The organism is Kitasatospora sp. NPDC001547 (genome assembly GCF_042894165.1).
Classification (GTDB): domain Bacteria; phylum Actinomycetota; class Actinomycetes; order Streptomycetales; family Streptomycetaceae; genus Kitasatospora.
Map to the genome: position 1 here is coordinate 490,326 of NZ_JBIAVL010000003.1, position 16,008 is coordinate 506,333.

The 16,008-nt window shown below is 73.7% G+C and carries 12 protein-coding genes; 3 read left to right on the forward strand and 9 right to left on the reverse strand.

The genetic code is table 11. From position 1 onward, the window contains the following. Positions 1 to 76: 76 nt before the first annotated feature. The 3 genes from ACFY0X_RS07905 to mce all read right to left on the reverse strand — a co-directional run bounded on the left by ACFY0X_RS07905 (position 77) and on the right by mce (position 6,933). Positions 77 to 1,006, reverse strand: coding sequence for a cellulose-binding protein (locus ACFY0X_RS07905; protein WP_387750353.1), 930 nt, complete (start codon positions 1,004 to 1,006; stop codon positions 77 to 79). Between the two features lie 117 nt (positions 1,007 to 1,123). Beyond that, positions 1,124 to 5,983 (reverse strand): hypothetical protein, encoded by a 4,860-nt coding sequence (locus ACFY0X_RS07910; RefSeq protein ID WP_387750355.1) that lies wholly within the window; start codon positions 5,981 to 5,983, stop codon positions 1,124 to 1,126. Positions 5,984 to 6,492: 509 nt separating this feature from the next. Continuing rightward, the gene (gene mce / locus ACFY0X_RS07915) at positions 6,493 to 6,933 is read right to left on the reverse strand and encodes a methylmalonyl-CoA epimerase (RefSeq protein WP_387750358.1); all 441 of its coding nucleotides are present in this window, start codon (positions 6,931 to 6,933) and stop codon (positions 6,493 to 6,495) included. 243 nt (positions 6,934 to 7,176) lie between these two features. Between mce and ACFY0X_RS07920 the strand changes: the two genes are divergently transcribed. Both ACFY0X_RS07920 and meaB read left to right on the forward strand, forming a co-directional pair. Further along, positions 7,177 to 8,370, forward strand: coding sequence for an acetyl-CoA C-acetyltransferase (locus tag ACFY0X_RS07920; protein ID WP_387750361.1), 1,194 nt, complete (start codon positions 7,177 to 7,179; stop codon positions 8,368 to 8,370). Between the two features lie 87 nt (positions 8,371 to 8,457). Continuing rightward, positions 8,458 to 9,414 (forward strand): methylmalonyl Co-A mutase-associated GTPase MeaB, encoded by a 957-nt coding sequence (gene meaB, locus ACFY0X_RS07925; RefSeq protein WP_387750364.1) that lies wholly within the window; start codon positions 8,458 to 8,460, stop codon positions 9,412 to 9,414. Positions 9,415 to 9,508: 94 nt separating this feature from the next. Here the strand turns inward: meaB and ACFY0X_RS07930 are convergent, their stop codons facing one another. The 5 genes from ACFY0X_RS07930 to ACFY0X_RS07950 form a co-directional block, all read right to left on the reverse strand. Further along, positions 9,509 to 10,024 carry a MarR family winged helix-turn-helix transcriptional regulator gene (locus ACFY0X_RS07930; RefSeq protein WP_387750366.1) on the reverse strand — a complete coding sequence of 172 codons (516 nt, stop codon included), beginning with the start codon at positions 10,022 to 10,024 and terminating at the stop codon, positions 9,509 to 9,511. A 40-nt stretch (positions 10,025 to 10,064) separates the two neighbouring features. Next, entirely contained in the window at positions 10,065 to 10,877 is an 813-nt protein-coding gene (locus tag ACFY0X_RS07935) for an AIM24 family protein (protein WP_387750608.1), read from the reverse strand. 227 nt (positions 10,878 to 11,104) lie between these two features. Next, complete coding sequence (locus ACFY0X_RS07940) at positions 11,105 to 11,755, reverse strand: AIM24 family protein (RefSeq protein WP_387750369.1); 651 nt, start codon at positions 11,753 to 11,755, stop codon at positions 11,105 to 11,107. Further along, the gene (locus ACFY0X_RS07945; RefSeq protein WP_387750372.1) at positions 11,755 to 12,393 is read right to left on the reverse strand and encodes an AIM24 family protein; all 639 of its coding nucleotides are present in this window, start codon (positions 12,391 to 12,393) and stop codon (positions 11,755 to 11,757) included. Before ACFY0X_RS07945 ends, ACFY0X_RS07940 begins: the two co-directional genes overlap by 1 nt. 80 nt (positions 12,394 to 12,473) lie before the next feature. Further along, positions 12,474 to 13,271, reverse strand: coding sequence for a DUF2127 domain-containing protein (locus ACFY0X_RS07950; protein ID WP_387750375.1), 798 nt, complete (start codon positions 13,269 to 13,271; stop codon positions 12,474 to 12,476). 266 nt (positions 13,272 to 13,537) lie between these two features. Between ACFY0X_RS07950 and ACFY0X_RS07955 the strand changes: the two genes are divergently transcribed. After that, positions 13,538 to 13,849 carry a DUF3817 domain-containing protein gene (locus ACFY0X_RS07955; protein WP_387750377.1) on the forward strand — a complete coding sequence of 104 codons (312 nt, stop codon included), beginning with the start codon at positions 13,538 to 13,540 and terminating at the stop codon, positions 13,847 to 13,849. 124 nt (positions 13,850 to 13,973) lie between these two features. Here the strand turns inward: ACFY0X_RS07955 and ACFY0X_RS07960 are convergent, their stop codons facing one another. Then, positions 13,974 to 15,599 carry a M4 family metallopeptidase gene (locus ACFY0X_RS07960; protein WP_387750380.1) on the reverse strand — a complete coding sequence of 542 codons (1,626 nt, stop codon included), beginning with the start codon at positions 15,597 to 15,599 and terminating at the stop codon, positions 13,974 to 13,976. Positions 15,600 to 16,008 lie beyond the last annotated feature (409 nt).

Consider the following 16,008-nt stretch of genomic DNA (forward strand, 5'->3'; position numbering starts at 1 on the left):
ATGACGGGGCGAAAGCCGACAGGCCCTCACCCGGACGGGTGAGGGCCTGTGGTGCTGCCGCGCGGTCCTGCCGGCGTCAGCGCGACTGCTGGGCGGGCACGCCCATGGTGTCGTCGTTCGGCAGCGAGGCGGCGGCCACGGCCGCGCCGGTCAGCGTCGCCAGCATCTCGCGGACGTTGGTCAGCTGGGCGTTGATGCTGTCGCGGCGGTTGGTGAGCGCCGCCAGCTCGCGCTCGGACTCGCTGCGGATGCGGTCGGCCTTGGCGTTGGCGTCGGCCACGATGTCCTCGGACTGGCGCTGGGCCGTCTCGACGGTCTGACGGGCGCGGCGCTCGGCGTCGGTGCGCAGCTTCTCCGCCTCCAGGCGCAGCTGCTCGGCCCGGTGCTCGATCTCGGCCAGGCGCTTCTCGGCCTTGGCCTGACGGGCGGCCAGGTCGCGCTCGGACTGCTCGCGGCGCTTGGCCAGGTTGGTCTCGAACTCCAGCGCGGCCTGGGCGGCCTTGGTGCGGGTGTCCTCGAAGAGGGCGTCCGCCTCCTCGCGCTTGTTCTGGGCGTCCTTGTTGGCCTCGGCGCGCAGCTGGGCGGCGTCGCTCTTGGCCTTGTCGACGATCCGCAGCCCCTCGTCCTCCGCCTTGGCCTTGCGGTCCTTGGCGTAGTTCTCGGCCTCGGTGCGGACCTGCTGGGCGGCGGCCTCGGCGAGCTCGCGGTGCTGCTCGGCGGCGCGGTGCGCCTCGTCGCGCAGGTCCTTGGCCTCCTCCTCGGCGAGCCGCAGGATCTTCTCGACCCGGGCGCCGAGACCGGCGTAGGAGGGCTCGGCCTCGACGACCGCCGCCTGAGCGGTCTGGGTCTCCAGGTGGAGTTCCTCGATGCGCTTCTCCAGCGCGCTGATCCGGGTCAGGGCACTGTCACGGTCGGCCACCAGCTTGGTGATCCGCTCGTCGACCTGGGCGCGCTCGTACCCACGGCGCACCAGGTCGAAGCCGTGAGGGGAGTGACTGTCGCTCATGGGGTTCTGGGCTTCCTGTCGTCAAACCGCTGAGGTGGTTGAGGGAATCCTGACACGGTACCGGAGTGTCGACGGCTGTACGCCGTTCTCTCACGGACAATGACCGCCAATGTCCGCTCAATCGGGTGGTGAGCTCTTGGAGCGATTGCCACCCGACCGGGGGGAGCCAACTCCGGCACCGGCCTTGGCACCCCCGTCCTTCTTGGTGTTGCTTCCCCCGTTGGCCTGGGCGACCGGTGACGGTGCCTCGAACGCCTCCAGGGCGGACAGCACGTCCTGGACCCTGGAGATCTCGGTGTTGATGTCCTTGCGGCGGCGCACCAGTTCGTCCAGCTCGCGCCGGCCCTCGTCAGTGACCCGCTTCGCCTCGGCCTTCGCCTCGGCGAGCAGCCGCTCGGCCTCCGCCTTCGCCAGCTCGACCTGCTCGTCCGCGGCCTCGTCGGCGTCCCGCAGCCGCTTCTCCGCCTCGGCGGCGGCCCGGTCCAGCCGCTCCTCGGCCTCGGCCTCGGACGACCGCAGCTTGGCCTCGGCCTTGACGATGAGCGCCTCGGCGCGGCTGGTGGAGTCGGCGAGCTTGGTCTCCGCCTCCTTCAGCAGGCCCTCGGCCTTGCGGACGGCGGAGATCCGGACCTTGCTCGCCTCCGCGGAGGCCTCCGACGTCAGCTCGGCAGCGCGGTCCTCGGCCGCGGCGACCAGGGCCGCCGCGCGGTCCTCGGCCTCGGCGACGGTGGCCACCGCCTGCTCCTCGGCCTCGGTCAGCTGCTCCTGGGCGGCCGTCACCAGCGCGTCCACCCGCTCGCCGGCCGACTTCATGGCCGCCGCGTTCTCCTTGCGGGCGCGCTCGTGCAGGGCCTCGACCTCGGCGTCGGTGCGCTCGCGCAGCTCCTCGGCGCGCTCGCGGATCGCGGTGGCGTCCCGGCGGGCCTCGGCGAGCAGGGCGTCCGCGTCGGAGCGGCCCTTCTCGACCTCGGCCTGACCGGCCGCCTCGCCGGCGGCGACCAGCCGGTCGGCCTCCTTGCGGGCGGCGGCGACCATCGCGTCCGCCTGCTCCTCCGCGGCGGCGGTGGTCGCCAGCGCGGTGGTCTGGGCGTCCTCGCCGAGCGCCTCGGCGTCCGCGAAGGCCTTCTCCAGGACGGACTTGGCCTGTTCGCGGGTGGCCTTGTCGAACTGCTCGGCGGCCTCCCGGGTCTGCGCGTCGTAGGCGTCGGCGCGCGCGTGGGTGGCGGAGTCGTACTCGTCGGCCAGGGTGCGGGTGGCGAGGGCGTACTCCTCGGCCTCGGCGCGCAGACCGGCCGCCAGCTCCTCGGCGTCGGCGATGCTGCGGGCGCCCTGCGCCTCGGCCTCGGCGACCGTACGGGCGGCCTGCGCCTCGGCGTCGGCGCGCAGCTGCTCGGCGGCCTCCTGGGCGGCGCGCAGCTCGGCCTCGGCGTCCGCGCGCAGCTGCTCGTCGTAGGCCCGGGCCTCGGCGCGGCGGCGGCCGAGCTCGTTCTCGACGGCCTCCCGCTCGGCGGCCAGCTCCAGCTCGGTCTGCTCGCGCAGGGCGGTGGTCTCGGCCTCGGTGCGGGCGCGCAGGTCGGCGGTCTCGCGGTCGACGAGCTCGCGCTGCTCGGTGGTCTCGCGCTCGACCAGGGCGCGCAGCTCGGCGACGTACGCGTCGGCGGCCTCGCGCTGCTCGGTGGTCTCGCGCTCGGCGAGGACGCGCAGCTCGGTGGCGTCCTTCTCGGCGGCCTCGCGGACCTCGGCGGCCTCCTGCTCGGCGGCGGCCCTGAGCGCGGCGATCTGCTCGGCGGCGGCCTCGTGCATGCCGGCCACCGACTGGCGGACCTCGGCGGCCTCCTCCTCGGCGGCCGCCACCAGCTCGGCGCCCTCGGCCTTGGCGGCGGCGATCAGCTCGGCGCGGTCGGCCTTGGCCTGCTCCAGCTCGGCGGCGGCCTCGGCGCGGATGCCGTCGGCGGTGGCGCGGGCCTCGGACAGCTCGCGGCCGGCCTCGGCCCGGACGGTCCCGGCCTGCTCGTTGGCCAGGGCCAGTTCGGCGGCGGCCTTCTCGCGGGTGGCCTTGGCGTCCTTGGCGGCCTCGGCGCGGCGCTGCTCGGCGGTCGCCTCGGCGCGCTCCAGCACCTCGTCGGCGGCGGTGCGCTGTTCGGCGGCGTAGGCGTCGGCCTGCTCGCGGACCTCGGCGCTGTGCCGGTCGGCCGCCTCGCGGACCTCGGCGGTCTCCGCCGCGGTGCGTTCGGTGAGGTCGGTGGCCTGCTGTTCGGCCTCGGCGCGGACGCGGTCGGCGTAGGCCTCGGCGGCCTCGCGCTGCTGGGTGGTCTCGCGCTGGGCGAGGGCCCGCAGCTCCTCGGCGGCCTGCTCGGCCTCCGCCCGGGTCTCCGCGGCGTAGGTGTCGGCGGTGGTGCGCTGCTCGGCGGCGTAGGCGTCGACGGCCTCGCGGACCTGGACGTTGTAGGCGTCGGCCTGCTCGCGGACCTCGGCGCTGTAGGCGTCGGCGGCCTGGCGGACCTCGGCGGTCTCCGCCGCGGTGCGTTCGGTGAGGTCGGTGGCGTGCTGTTCGGCCTCGGTGCGGACGCGGTCGGCGTAGGCCTCGGCGGCCTCGCGCTGCTGGGTGGTCTCGCGCTGGGCGAGAGCCCGCAGTTCCCCGGCGGCCTGCTCGGCCTCCGCGAGGGTCTCCGCGGCGGCCCGCTCGGCCTGCTCGCGGGCGGCCTCGGCGGCGTCCAGGTGCTCGGCGGTCTCCTCGCGCTCGCGGCGCAGCCCGTCGGCGGCCTCCTCGCGCTCGCGCCGGCTCTCCTCGCGCAGCGCGTCGGCGGCCGCCTCGGCCTCGGCCCGGGTCCGGGCGGCCTCGGTGTCGGCCTCGGTGCGAACCCGCTCGGCGTCGGCCACCGCGGCGTCCCGGACGGCGTTCGCCTCGGCCTGCGCCTCGGTGGTCAGGGCCTCCGCGGCGGCGGTCGCCTCGGCGCGCACCCGCTGGTCGAACTCGGTGGCTTCGCGCCGGAGTTCGGCGGTCTCGCGCTCGGCGGCGGCGCGGTTCTCGGCGGCCGCGGCCTTGGCGGCGGCGAGCGCGTCCTGGCCCTGCTGCTCGGCGGCCTCGGTGATCTTCCCGGCCTCGGCGCGGGCCCGGGCCAGGGTCTGCTCGGCCCGGCCCTGGGTCTCGGCGGCCTGCTCCTGGGCCTGCGCGCGCAGCCGCTCGATCTCCCCGGCGGCACCCGCGCGCAGCTCGTCCGCGTCGGCCTTGGCCTTGGTGAGCAGCTCCTCGGCGTTCTTCGCCGACTCCTCGATCTGGACCACGGCCTGGCGGCGGGCCTCGCCGCGCACCCGGTCGGCCTCGGCGGCGGCCTGGGCGCGCAGCTCCTCGGCCTCGGCGCGCAGCCGGGCCGCCTCGTCCTGCATCCGCTCGATCCGCTCGCGGATCGCGGCGGCGTCGTCCAGGGCGGCGTTCTGGGCCTGCTCCACGGCGGCCTGGGCCTGCTCGCGCAGCCGCTGCGCCTCGGCGGCGGCCTCGGCGCGGATCCGCTCGGCCTCGGCGGCGGCCTCGCCGCGCGCGGTCTCGGCGTCCTGGTTGGCCCGGCCGAGCACCTCCTCGGCGGTCTTGGCGGCCTTGGCGAGGTGGACGGTGGCGTCCTTGGCGCCGGCCGCCCGGCCCGCCTCCTCGGCCTCGCCGCGCAGCCGCTCGGCGTCGGCCTGGGCCCGCGCGCGCAGTTCGGCGACGTCCCGTTCGGCCAGGGCGCGCAGTTCGGCGATCGCCGCCTCGGCCTCGGCCTTCAGCTCGGCGGCCACCGACTCGGCGGTGGCCCGCAGCCGCTCGCTCTCCTCGGCCGCGGCGGCCTTGGCGGCGTCGGCCTCGGCCTGCTTGGTGGAGGCCTCCGCGCGGACGGCCTCGGCCTCGGCACGGATCGCCGAGGCCTCCTTGGTGGCCTGGGCGACCATCCGGGCGACCTCGGCCCGGGCGGTCTGCGAGCGCTGCTCGTTGGCGGCCTCGCCGTCGGCGACCTTGCGCTCGGCGGCGGCCTCGGCGTCGGCCTGGAGCTGCTCGGCGGCCCGCTCGGCCTGGGCGCGCAGCTCGGCGGCCTCGCGGCGGGTGCGCTCCGCCTCGGCGATCGCCTCGGCGCGCAGCCGCTCTATCTCGGCCTTGGCCGCGGCGAGCTGCTGCTCGGCGCGGGCCTGCTCGGCGGCGGCCTGGGTCTTGAGCCGGCCGATCTCGGCCTGGGCGGCGGCCAGCTGTCCCTCGGCGGCGGCGTGCGCGGCGGCCAGCTGCTGCTGGGCCTCGCCGCGGGCGGCGTCCACGTCGGCGGCGGCCTGGGCGCCGGCCTGCTGGGCCTGCTCGGAGGCGGCGCGCAGCAGCCGCTCGGCGTCGCTCTGGGCCCGCTGCAGGGCGGCCTCGGCGGCGGCGTGGGCCTCGCCGCGGGCGGCGTCCACGTCGGCGGCGGTCTGGGCGCGGGCCTGGTCGGAGAGGGCGACGGCCTCCGCGCGGGCGGCGGCGACCATCCGCTCGGCCTCGGCGCGGGCCTCCTGGAGCAGCCGCTTGGCCTCCTGCTCGGAGCCGACCCTGGTCTGCTCGGCCCAGCCGTTGACGTGCTGCTCGGCGGAGCGGCGCAGCTCGGCGAGCTCGTCCTCCAGCTGGCGGCGGCGGGCGGCGAGGTCGGCCTCCAACCGGGCGGTGCGCTCGGCGGCCTCGGCCATGATCCGCTGGGTGGCGGCCTGGGAGTCGCGCAGCTGGCGCTCGGCGTCGGCGCGCAGCTGCTGGGCCTGCATCTCGGCGGTGCGGAGCATCTGCTCGGCCTGGCCGGAGACGGCGTCGAAGGCGCGCGGCTGGGCGAGCATGCGGCGGGACTCGTGCAGCTTGGCCCGCAGCACCTCCACCTGGTAGGCGAGGTCCTCGGCATGCTCGACTGCCTTGTCCCGCTCCTTCCGAGTCCGACCCATCTCGGCCTCGAACTGGGAGAGGTGATCGTCAGCCTCGTAGCGGTCGTTGCCCCGCACTCCGCGGTCCCATCCATCTCCTGGTCGCGTCCTCGACCCGACCGGTGCCGGGCTCCCGATACCCGGGTGCCGGTCCGACTGGTCCTTGCATCCACGGCTGGTGGACGGCTCCCCGTGGTGTCGGGGCCGCCCGCCGCGGTCGTCGGAGTCCGGGGCGCGGGAGCGCGGGGGTGCCGCGTTCCCCCGTCCGGGTGGACTCCTGGGCGAACTCTTGCCTTGTGGAGAATGGTGACAGATCCGTCTTGCGACTGTTCAGCCGTGCCCGCGTTGTGGACTCCCCTTGCGACGGGCCGACCACCGGAGGGCGGACGGGCCTGTCTTCGGCCGTGCCCGTCGCCTCCGTCCCCCGGAGCCTTCGCGCACCTGGGCATTGTAGTGGGAGCGCACTGCGGGGGAATGGCCGCAGGGGTGTTTTCCGGCTCTTCCCGCCAGGTTACTGACGGGTCATGACCGACGGGGCGTCGGCTGCCGCCGGGGCGCGCGGCGCCCCGGGGCGGTCCGGACGGGGATCAGTGCTCGTCGTGGCCCTGCTGCGCGGAGGTGACCAGCTCGGTCAGCACGCCGCCGCAGTCCTTGGGGTGCAGGAAGGTGATCCGCGAACCCATCGAGCCGATCCGCGGCTCGTCGTAGAGGACCCGGACGCCCTTGTCCCGGATGGCGGCGGCGTCGCCGTCCACGTCCGCGGTGCCGAAGGCGATGTGGTGCACGCCCTCGCCGTTCTTCTCCAGCCACTTGGCCACCGTGGAGTCGGGCCGGGTGGGCTCCAGCAGCTGGAGGTAGGAGGCGCCGCCGTCGTCGGTGCCGTTGATCCGGAGCATGGCCTCGCGGACGCCCTGCTCCTCGTTGACCTCGGAGTGGAAGACCTCGAAGCCGTAGGTGGCGCGGTAGAACTCGACCGTCTTGTCGAGGTCTCGGCAGGCGATGCCGATGTGGTCGATTCGGGTCAGCACGACGGCCTCCGGGTGATGGGGGGAAGGGTGCACCCAGTGCAGCGCATGCCCCGCGACGGACGCCAGTGCCGGACGTGCGAGCCTGCTCACACGGCGGGCGGTTCACCCGGAACGGGTCGGCACGGTGTTGACTGGACGGTGCCAGTGCGCTCGATCACACCGTCGCTCCGGTGACGGGCGGGTAACAGGTCAGTACATTGAGCGCATCCTCACCTGGCCACGACGTGCGAAGGGGCCCGTCCCATGACCAACACCACCTCTGTGATCGTTGCCGGTGCGCGGACCCCGATGGGCCGCCTGCTGGGTTCCCTCAAGGGCTTCTCCGGTGCCGAGCTCGGCGCCGTCGCGATCAAGGCGGCCCTGGAGCGGGCCGGGATCACCGGCGAGCAGGTCCAGTACGTGATCATGGGCCAGGTGCTCCAGGCCGGCGCCGGCCAGATCCCGGCCCGCCAGGCCGCCGTCAAGGCCGGCATCCCGATGAACGTCCCGGCGCTGACCGTCAACAAGGTGTGCCTCTCCGGTCTCGACGCCATCGCGCTGGCCGACCAGCTGATCCGGGCCGGCGAGTTCGACATCGTGGTGGCCGGCGGCCAGGAGTCGATGACCAACGCCCCGCACCTGCTGCCGAAGTCCCGCGAGGGCTTCAAGTACGGCGCGATCGGGATGCTCGACGCGATGGCCCACGACGGCCTCACCGACGCCTACGAGAACATCCCGATGGGCGAGTCCACCGAGAAGCACAACACCCGCCTGGGCATCCCGCGCGAGGTGCAGGACGAGATCGCCGCCGCCTCCCACCAGCGAGCCGCCAAGGCGCAGGCCGACGGGGTCTTCGATGCCGAGATCGTCCCGGTCGCCATCCCGCAGCGCAAGGGCGAGCCGGTGCTGTTCAGCCAGGACGAGGGCATCCGCGCGGACACCACCGTCGAGGGCCTCGCCAAGCTGCGCCCGGCCTTCACCAAGGACGGCACGATCACCGCCGGCACCTCCTCGCAGATCTCCGACGGCGCCGCCGCCGTGGTCGTGATGAGCAAGGCCAAGGCCGAGGAGCTGGGCCTGACCTGGATCGCCGAGATCGGCGCGCACGGCAACGTGGCCGGCCCGGACAACTCGCTGCAGTCGCAGCCGTCCAACGCGATCAAGCACGCGCTGGCCAAGGAGGGCCTGGAGGTCGCCGACCTCGACCTGATCGAGATCAACGAGGCCTTCGCGGCGGTCGCCCACCAGTCCATGAAGGACCTGGGCGTCTCCTCCGACATCGTCAACGTCAACGGCGGCGCCATCGCGCTCGGCCACCCGATCGGGATGTCCGGCGCCCGCGTGGTGCTGACCCTGGCGCTGGAGCTGCAGCGCCGCGGCGGCGGGGTCGGCGCGGCCGCGCTGTGCGGCGGCGGCGGCCAGGGCGACGCGCTGATCGTGCGCGTCCCGAAGGCCTGACCGGCCGATCCGACCTCCAGGGCTACGGACCGCGTTGCTGCGGTCCGTAGCCCCTTTCGGCATCTGCGTCTGCGCTAGGAGCTCCTGATGATCGATGTCGCCACGCTGGTCGAGCAGGCCCGGGAGGGCCGGCCGCGGGCGGTCGCCCGGCTGATCACGCTGGTCGAGAACGCCGCGCCGCAGCTGCGGGAGGCGATGGCCGCGCTCGCGCCGTACACCGGGCGGGCGTACACGGTGGGCCTGACCGGCTCGCCCGGGGTGGGCAAGTCCACCTCCACCTCGGCGCTGGTCTCCGCCTACCGGCGGCTCGGCAAGCGGGTCGGGGTGCTGGCCGTCGACCCGTCCTCGCCGTTCTCCGGTGGGGCGCTGCTGGGCGACCGGGTCCGGATGCAGGACCACGCCACCGACCCCGAGGTGTTCATCCGCTCGATGGCCACCCGCGGCCACCTCGGCGGGCTCTCCTGGGCGGCGCCGCAGGCGCTGCGGGTGCTGGACGCGGCCGGCTGCGAGGTGATCCTGGTCGAGACCGTCGGGGTCGGCCAGTCCGAGGTCGAGGTCGCCGCCCAGGCGGACACCACCGTGGTGCTGCTGGCCCCCGGGATGGGCGACGGCATCCAGGCCGCCAAGGCCGGGATCCTGGAGATCGGCGACCTCTTCGTGGTCAACAAGGCCGACCGGGACGGTGCCGACGCCACCGCGCGGGAGCTCAACCACATGCTGGGCCTCGGCGAGGCCCGGGAGCCGGGGGACTGGCGCCCGCCGATCGTCAAGACCGTCGCGGCCCGCGGCGAGGGCGTGGACGAGGTGGTCGAGGCGCTGGAGAAGCACCGCGCCTGGCTGGAGGAGCACGGCGAGCTCGCCGCGCGCCGCCGCCGCCGGGCCGCCGAGGAGATCGTGGCGATCGCGCTGGCCGAACTGCGCGCCCGGATCGGCGACCTGCGCGGGGACCGGCATCTGGCCGCCCTGGCCGAGCGCGTGGCCGACGGCGCCCTCGACCCGTACGGCGCGGCCGACGAACTGGTCGCCGGCCTGACCGCGAGCTGAGCCCGCGCGCGGTGAGCCGGCCGGGCCGGCTCACCGCGCGGCGGGAACGACGAAGGGCCGGTCCCGGGGGACCGGCCCTTCGGTGCGGCAGGGCCTACGGCTTGCCGCGGAGGCCGCGGAGGTGTTCGGCGATGGGGGCGAGGGCCTCGTACATCTCGTCGAGCTGCTCCGGGGTGAAGCGGTCGATGAAGTGGGCCCGGACGCTGCGCACGTGGTCCGGGGCGACCTGCTGCATGGTCTCCCAGCCGTGCTCGGTGAGGTGGGCGTAGAGGCCGCGGCGGTCGCCGGGGCACTCCTGGCGCAGGACGAGGCCGGCGTTCTCCATCCGGGTGATCTGGTGGGAGAGGCGGCTCTTCGACTGGAGGGTGGCGGTCGCGAGGTCGGTCATGCGCATCCGGCGGTCCGCGGCCTCGGAGAGCACGACCAGGATCTCGTAGTCGTTGATCGCCAGGTTGTGCGGCTGGAGTTCACGGCTGAGCTGGTACTCCAGCAGCTTGGACACTTCCAGATGGGCGCGCCACATCCGCTGCTCCCTGGCGGTCAGCCAGGGGGTCTCCTCCCCGGGCTGCGACGGCGGGTCGTCCGCAGTGTCGATCGTGTGCGTATCCATGGGGCCCAGCATAGCCGATATAGTTCAATCTTGTACAAGTTTACAGACCGAAACGTCGGCCGAGGTCGCCCAGGTTACCGAGGCCCGGCAGGTTCGGATTCCCGCCGCCGTGCCCGCCCGGCTGGATCGGCACCCCGCCGACCGGCACTCCCGCCTCGGCGCCGACCTGTCCGACCGGCTGCTCCGCCATCAGCTTTTCACTCGATTGCAGCAGCACCTGGCCGGCGCCGATGAACTCGAACTGGTGCTCCTCGCCGGAGGCGCCGCCGAAGCCGGTCAGCCGCCGCAGGCCGCCGATCAGCCCGTGCATGTAGTCGTGGTCGTAGTGGTGGCACGGCGCCGGGCAGTCCGCCCAGCCGACCAGCGCCTGCGGGTCCACCCGGATCGGCGGCTCGACGAAGTGCACCGGGCCGTTGGAGGCGGCCACGAAGCGGCCGGTGCCGATCAGGGTCAGGAAGCCCGGGATGATCGACTGCTTGAGCCGCAGCGTCGGGTCGAAGGCCAGCAGGTTGCCGGAGCGGACGGTCAGGTTGCCCTCGTCCAGGTCGTACGAGTTGAGGTCGAACGCCCGGTCGGCCAGCAGCAGCTTGCCGCGGCCCTCGGCGATCACCCAGTCCGCCGCGTGCATCGGCGAGTTGAAGTGCTGCCCGAGCATCCGGTCGATCGCCCCGGCCCCGACGCCCCGGAAGGAGATGTCGCCGTAGTAGGCGACCATCTTGCCCTTCTGGAGGAAGTACGAGCCGTTCAGGTCGACCGAGAAGGCGTACGGGTTGACGTTGTCCCCGGCCGGCAGGCTGTGGGCGTCCCACACCACCGGGCCGGCGTCGCCCCGGCCGGTCGGCAGCGGGGCCACCGGTCCGCCGAACTGCTCCTGGGCGTAAGGCTGTTGCTGGCCGTACGGCTGCTGCTGGGGCTGCTGGGCCGGCGGGGGCGGCGGGTAGCCCTGCTGGGGGTGGCCGCCGGGCGGCGGCGGGTAGCCCTGCGGCGCGCCGTAGTTCGGCGGGGGCGGCGGGACCGCGAAGCCGGGCTGGGTCGGCTGGTTGTGCGGCGAGCCGTACGGGGGCTGCGGCGGGTAGGACATCAGAGCTTCTCCTCGCTCGCCTGGACGTACACCGCACCCTGCCCGGACAGTTCCAGCTGGAACGCCTCGCCCGAGCCGCGGCCGATCATGTCGCGCCACCCCAGCGCGGTGGACAGCTTGTTGCGGACGTCGCCGCGGTGCGCCACGTACGCCTGCGGGTCGACGTGCACCGACTGGCCGGGGACGATCGGCAGCTCGAAGACGCCGCCGTGGGCCATCACCGCGACCGCGCCCTGGCCCTCCAGCTTGGTGGTGAACAGGCCCTGCCCGGTGACCTGGCCGCGAACCATGCCCATCACCCCGCCCTGCGAGCCCATGAACATGGTGGACTGCCGCAGCGTGCCCTCGAAGGCGAGCAGCCGGTCCGCCTCGACGTACAGGGTGTCGCCGAACAGGTCGATCACGTGGACGTGGTGGCCGCCGTGGCCGAACATCACCCGGCCCTGGCCCTCGACGGTCATCAGCGGGGTGTCCTCGTTGGCCACCCGGCGGCCGATCATCGACATCACGCCGCCCTGCCCGCCGGTGATGTTCGGCGTGAAGCGGACGTCGCCGCTGTACGCGAGCATCGCGCCGCGCTGGCTGAACAGCCGCTGCCCGGGCACCACCTGGGCCTCGACCATCTTGCCGTTGATCTTCGTGAAGCCCATCAGACGTCGCCCCCGACGGTGACCTTCTCGGAGGGCTGGACGTACACCAGGCCCTCGCCGGTGAACTCGATCTGGACGGCCTCGCCGCCGCCCTCGCCGATGACGGTGGTCCAGCCGGCGCCCGACTTCAGGCTGCGCTGCAGGGTGCCGGTGTGCGCCACGTACGCCCCCGGGTCGACGCGCAGCGGCATGCTCTTGTCGACCCGCAGGATGACGGCGGGGCCGTTGGAGGTGACGGCCGCCCAGCCGTGGCCCTCCACCTTGGTGGTGAACAGGCCGTTGCCGGAGGACATGCCGTTGAGCCCGGTGAAGCTGGTGCCGGTGTGCAGGGTGCCCTCGGTGCAGAGCAGGTTGTCCGCCTCGACGTACAGCGTCTCGCCGTTCAGCCGGACCAGATTGATCTCGGTGGCCTTGTCGGCGAAGTAGCAGGTGCCCTGTCCCTTCACCTCCATGACCGTCATCTTCTCGCCGGTCAGCCTGCGGGTCACCATGCCCCGCAGGCCGTCCCCGCCGCCGGTCAGCTTCTTGAAGGCCATCTGCCCGGTGTAGGCGACCATCGAACCGTTTCGCGCCTTGACGGCGTCCCCGCCCAGCTCGACTGCGAGCACGCGGGATCCCTGGAGTCTGAACTGAGCCACGGCCGCAATCTAGCCGCTGCGGGCGCGACCCGGGGAGAGTGCGCGGGACAACTGGTACCGGGCTGCGACAAACGCGCCGGTCAGACTCCGGCGCGCGCCCCCCGTCCGGAGTGCGGAACGGTGCCGGCCGCCTGCTCGACCTCCAGCAGCGAGGCCGAGTGGCGCTCCGCCTCGAAGGCCGCCACGCCGCCGCGCAGCCCGAACAGGCGCTTGGAGAGCATGATCCAGAGCACCGCCGCGATGTTCAGCACCAGGGTGCAGACCTTCAGCGCGCTGACGTGGTGGCTCAGCTCGTAGCCCTCCAGCGGCAGGAAGGCCGCGGTGGCGACCACCGTCAGGTACTCGGCCCAGCGCTTGTTCAGCCAGAGGCCGACCGCCTCGACGATCTCGACCACCGCGTAGGCGATCAACGCGCCCGCGACGATCAGCAGGGTGCTCTTCCTGAACTCGAAGGTCTTGCGGATCGTCTCGACGATCGGGGCGTGTTCGAGGTCCCAGTGGAAGTGGTCGGTGACCGGCTTGAAGACCGTGAGGTTCTCGTCGAACACCCGGTGCACCGCGTCCTGGCTGTTGGAGAACTTCCACACGGCCCAGGCGACCACGATGATCAGCAGTCCGCGCAGCACCCGCTCGACGGCCAGGAAGCGCAGGATGAACAGGTCCCGCAGCGCCTTGCCGCGCGGCACCAGCGGCGCGTCCTCGGCCGGGCCGGAGCCGTGCGGGTCGCCCAGCGCGAAGTCGCCGCAGCGCAGGCAGCGCCAGGCGTCGCCGAGGGCGGTCGTGGCGTGCAGCCGGGAGGCCAGCTCGGGCTCCGTCGGCGCGTAGGTGATGTGACCGCGCCTGGCGCAGGTCCTGCGGTCCCAGTCGAGCTCGAACATCTGCGGCTACCCCCGTGTGCGATGCGTCGGCGCCCGGATCGGTGGGCGCGCGGGCAGCAGGATAGGGGTTCCCGGCGGTCGGCGGCCGCGCTCGGCGGCGTTCCGGCACACAGCTGTGACAGGGCGGCCCGGCCCTGTGAGATGCGGCACGGAGCCCACCCCCGGCCGGGGTGCCGCACATGTGCTCGGTGATAATGGGCCGGAAGGCTTGTGAGTCGCTTCACAAGCGCGTCCGCGCCGCCGACCCCCGTATCGAGGTATCCATCGTGAACAGCAGCGCCGTCCACCGCCTGCGCCTGGTCTCCGGCCCCGAAGGGGTCTCCTTCATCCTGCTGCTGATCTGCTCGGTGCTGAAGCGGACCACCTCGTTCGACGCCGTCCCGGTGATGGGCATGGTCCACGGCGTCCTGTTCATCCTGTACGTGGTCTTCTGGATCCAGGCCTGGCAGGCGCAGAAGTGGGACGCCAAGCGCGGCGTCCTGATGTTCGTGCTGGCGGTGCTGCCCACCGGCGGCTTCTTCGCCGAGCGGATGCTCGGCCGCGAGGAGCGGGGCGAGCCGAAGCCCGCCACCGCCTGAGCCCCGGCTCCATCGTGGACGGTCGACAGGCTGCCACGGCCTCCTCTCCCAAAGGGCCGCGGCAGCCTGTCGCCGTTTCTTACCGGGGGTGGCTCGTCTCCCGCCGGGGTGGCGCGGTCGGCCGCTAGTTGACGTTCACCGCGCTCCAGGCCGCCGCGACCGTCTTGTACTCGGTGCTGGTCGCGCCGTACAAGTCGGTGGCCGCCTTCAGGGTCGCCGCGCGGGCGGCCTTGTAGTTGGTGGTGGAGGTCATGTAGACGGTCAGCGCGCGGTACCAGATCGCGGCCGCCTTGGTGCGGCCGATCCCGGTCACCGTCGAGCCGTTGGAGGTCGGGCTGTTGTAGCTGACCCCGTTGATGACCTTGGCGCCGCTGCCCTCGGAGAGCAGGTAGAAGAAGTGGTTGGCGACGCCCGAGGAGTAGTGGACGTCCTTGTTGCCGACCGTGGAGGACCAGTTGTCGGCCGACGCGCCGTCCTTGGAGGGCTTGTCCATGTAGCGCAGCGGGGTGCCGTTGCCGTTGATGTTGAGCTTCTCGCCGATCAGGTAGTCACCCGGGTCGACGGACAGGTTGGCGGACCACTCGACCATGGTGCCGAAGATGTCCGAGGTGGCCTCGTTGAGGCCGCCGGACTCGCCGGAGTAGATCAGGCCGGCGGTGGCCGAGGTGACGCCGTGGCTCATCTCGTGGCCGGAGACGTCGATGGCGGTCAGCGGGTGGGTGTTGCTGGAGCCGTCGCCGTACGTCATGCAGAAGCAGGAGTCGTCCCAGAACGCGTTGACGTAGTTGGTGCTGTAGTGCACCCGGCTGGCGGCGCCGACCCCGTTGTTCTTGATGCCGTTGCGGCCGAAGGTGTTCTTGTAGTAGTCCCAGGTGGCCGCCGCGCCGAACTGGGCGTCCACGGCGGCGGACTCGCGGTTGGAGGGCAGGCCGTTGCCCCAGGAGTTGGTGGTGTTGCTGAACAGCGTGCCGCTGCCCGAGGTGCCGCCCTTGAGGTCGGTGGTGGACTGGTTGCCCCGGGAGGCGTCCTTCAGCTGGTAGGAGCTGCCGCTCTGGGTGGTGGTCAGCGTGACGGTGCCGACGTTGACGCCCTTGCCGGTGCCGGTGGCGGTCTGCACCTTCTCGTCGCTGGCGAGCAGCGCGCCGGTGGCGGCGTCGGTGATCACCTCCTGGCGGCTCGGGGTGCCGTCCGCGCGCTGGCCCTCGACCACGGTGCGGTGGGCGAGCCGCGGGGTGCCGTCGGCGGCCCAGACGACCAGCTCGGGCGCGCCGGCGCCGTCGACCCGGCTGAGTGCCGCCTCGTCCCGGTCGGCGGCGACGCCGACGGTCGCGCGCACCGCGGCGGTGGCCGCCTCGGCGGCCTGGGGCGCGGCGAGGCCCGGGGTCAGGCTGGTCACCGCCAGCTGCCCGGCGAAGGCCCGGTCGACGGACTTCACCGAGCCGTCGGCCTTCTGGTGGACGACCAGGTCGCCGCCGATCACCGGCAGGCCCGCGTAGGTCCGGTCGTACCGCAGGTGGCGGGTGCCGTCCCGGTCCACCACCACGTCCTTGGGAACCAGCTTCTCCTGGCCGCCGAGGGCGAGGGCCTGGGCGACCGGGGCGCTCTGCCCGGTGGCCAGCGCGAGCAGCGCGGACTGCTGCTGCGCCGGCGAGGGGGCGGCGGCCTGGGCGGGGACGGCGGCGATCTGGATGACGCCGGCCAGCAGGGCGGTGGCGGAGAGTACGGCTCCGACAGTCAGCTTTCGCTTCACGTGCGGGGGTTCCTTCCACGAGACCCGCGGGTGCGATGCGGGTGCGCCGCGTACCGGGGCGCCGGGGTTGGCACCTTGGGGGCGGTAGGGCGCGGACGTGCCGGTCCCGTGCGGCTTCTGACACTCCGCCGGATGTGGGTGGGGCGGCGGAGGATCGGACGGGACTTGGTCAGAAGCATGACAATTGTCGGCAGGGATGGACAGGGTGCCTCCCGGATTGGCCAGGAACCGCCAGTGCCGGTACGGATGGTTCGGCTGCCGCCCGTTGCCCGGTTTCCGGCGGTTCGTCCCCCCTGGCGGGACTCCGCCAGCCGGACGGCCTTGACAGCCGCCCGGGACGGCGGACGGCCCCGGCGGGGAACGGCCGGACGCCCGGGCCCTCCCTGGGGAGGACCCGGGCGTCCGGTGC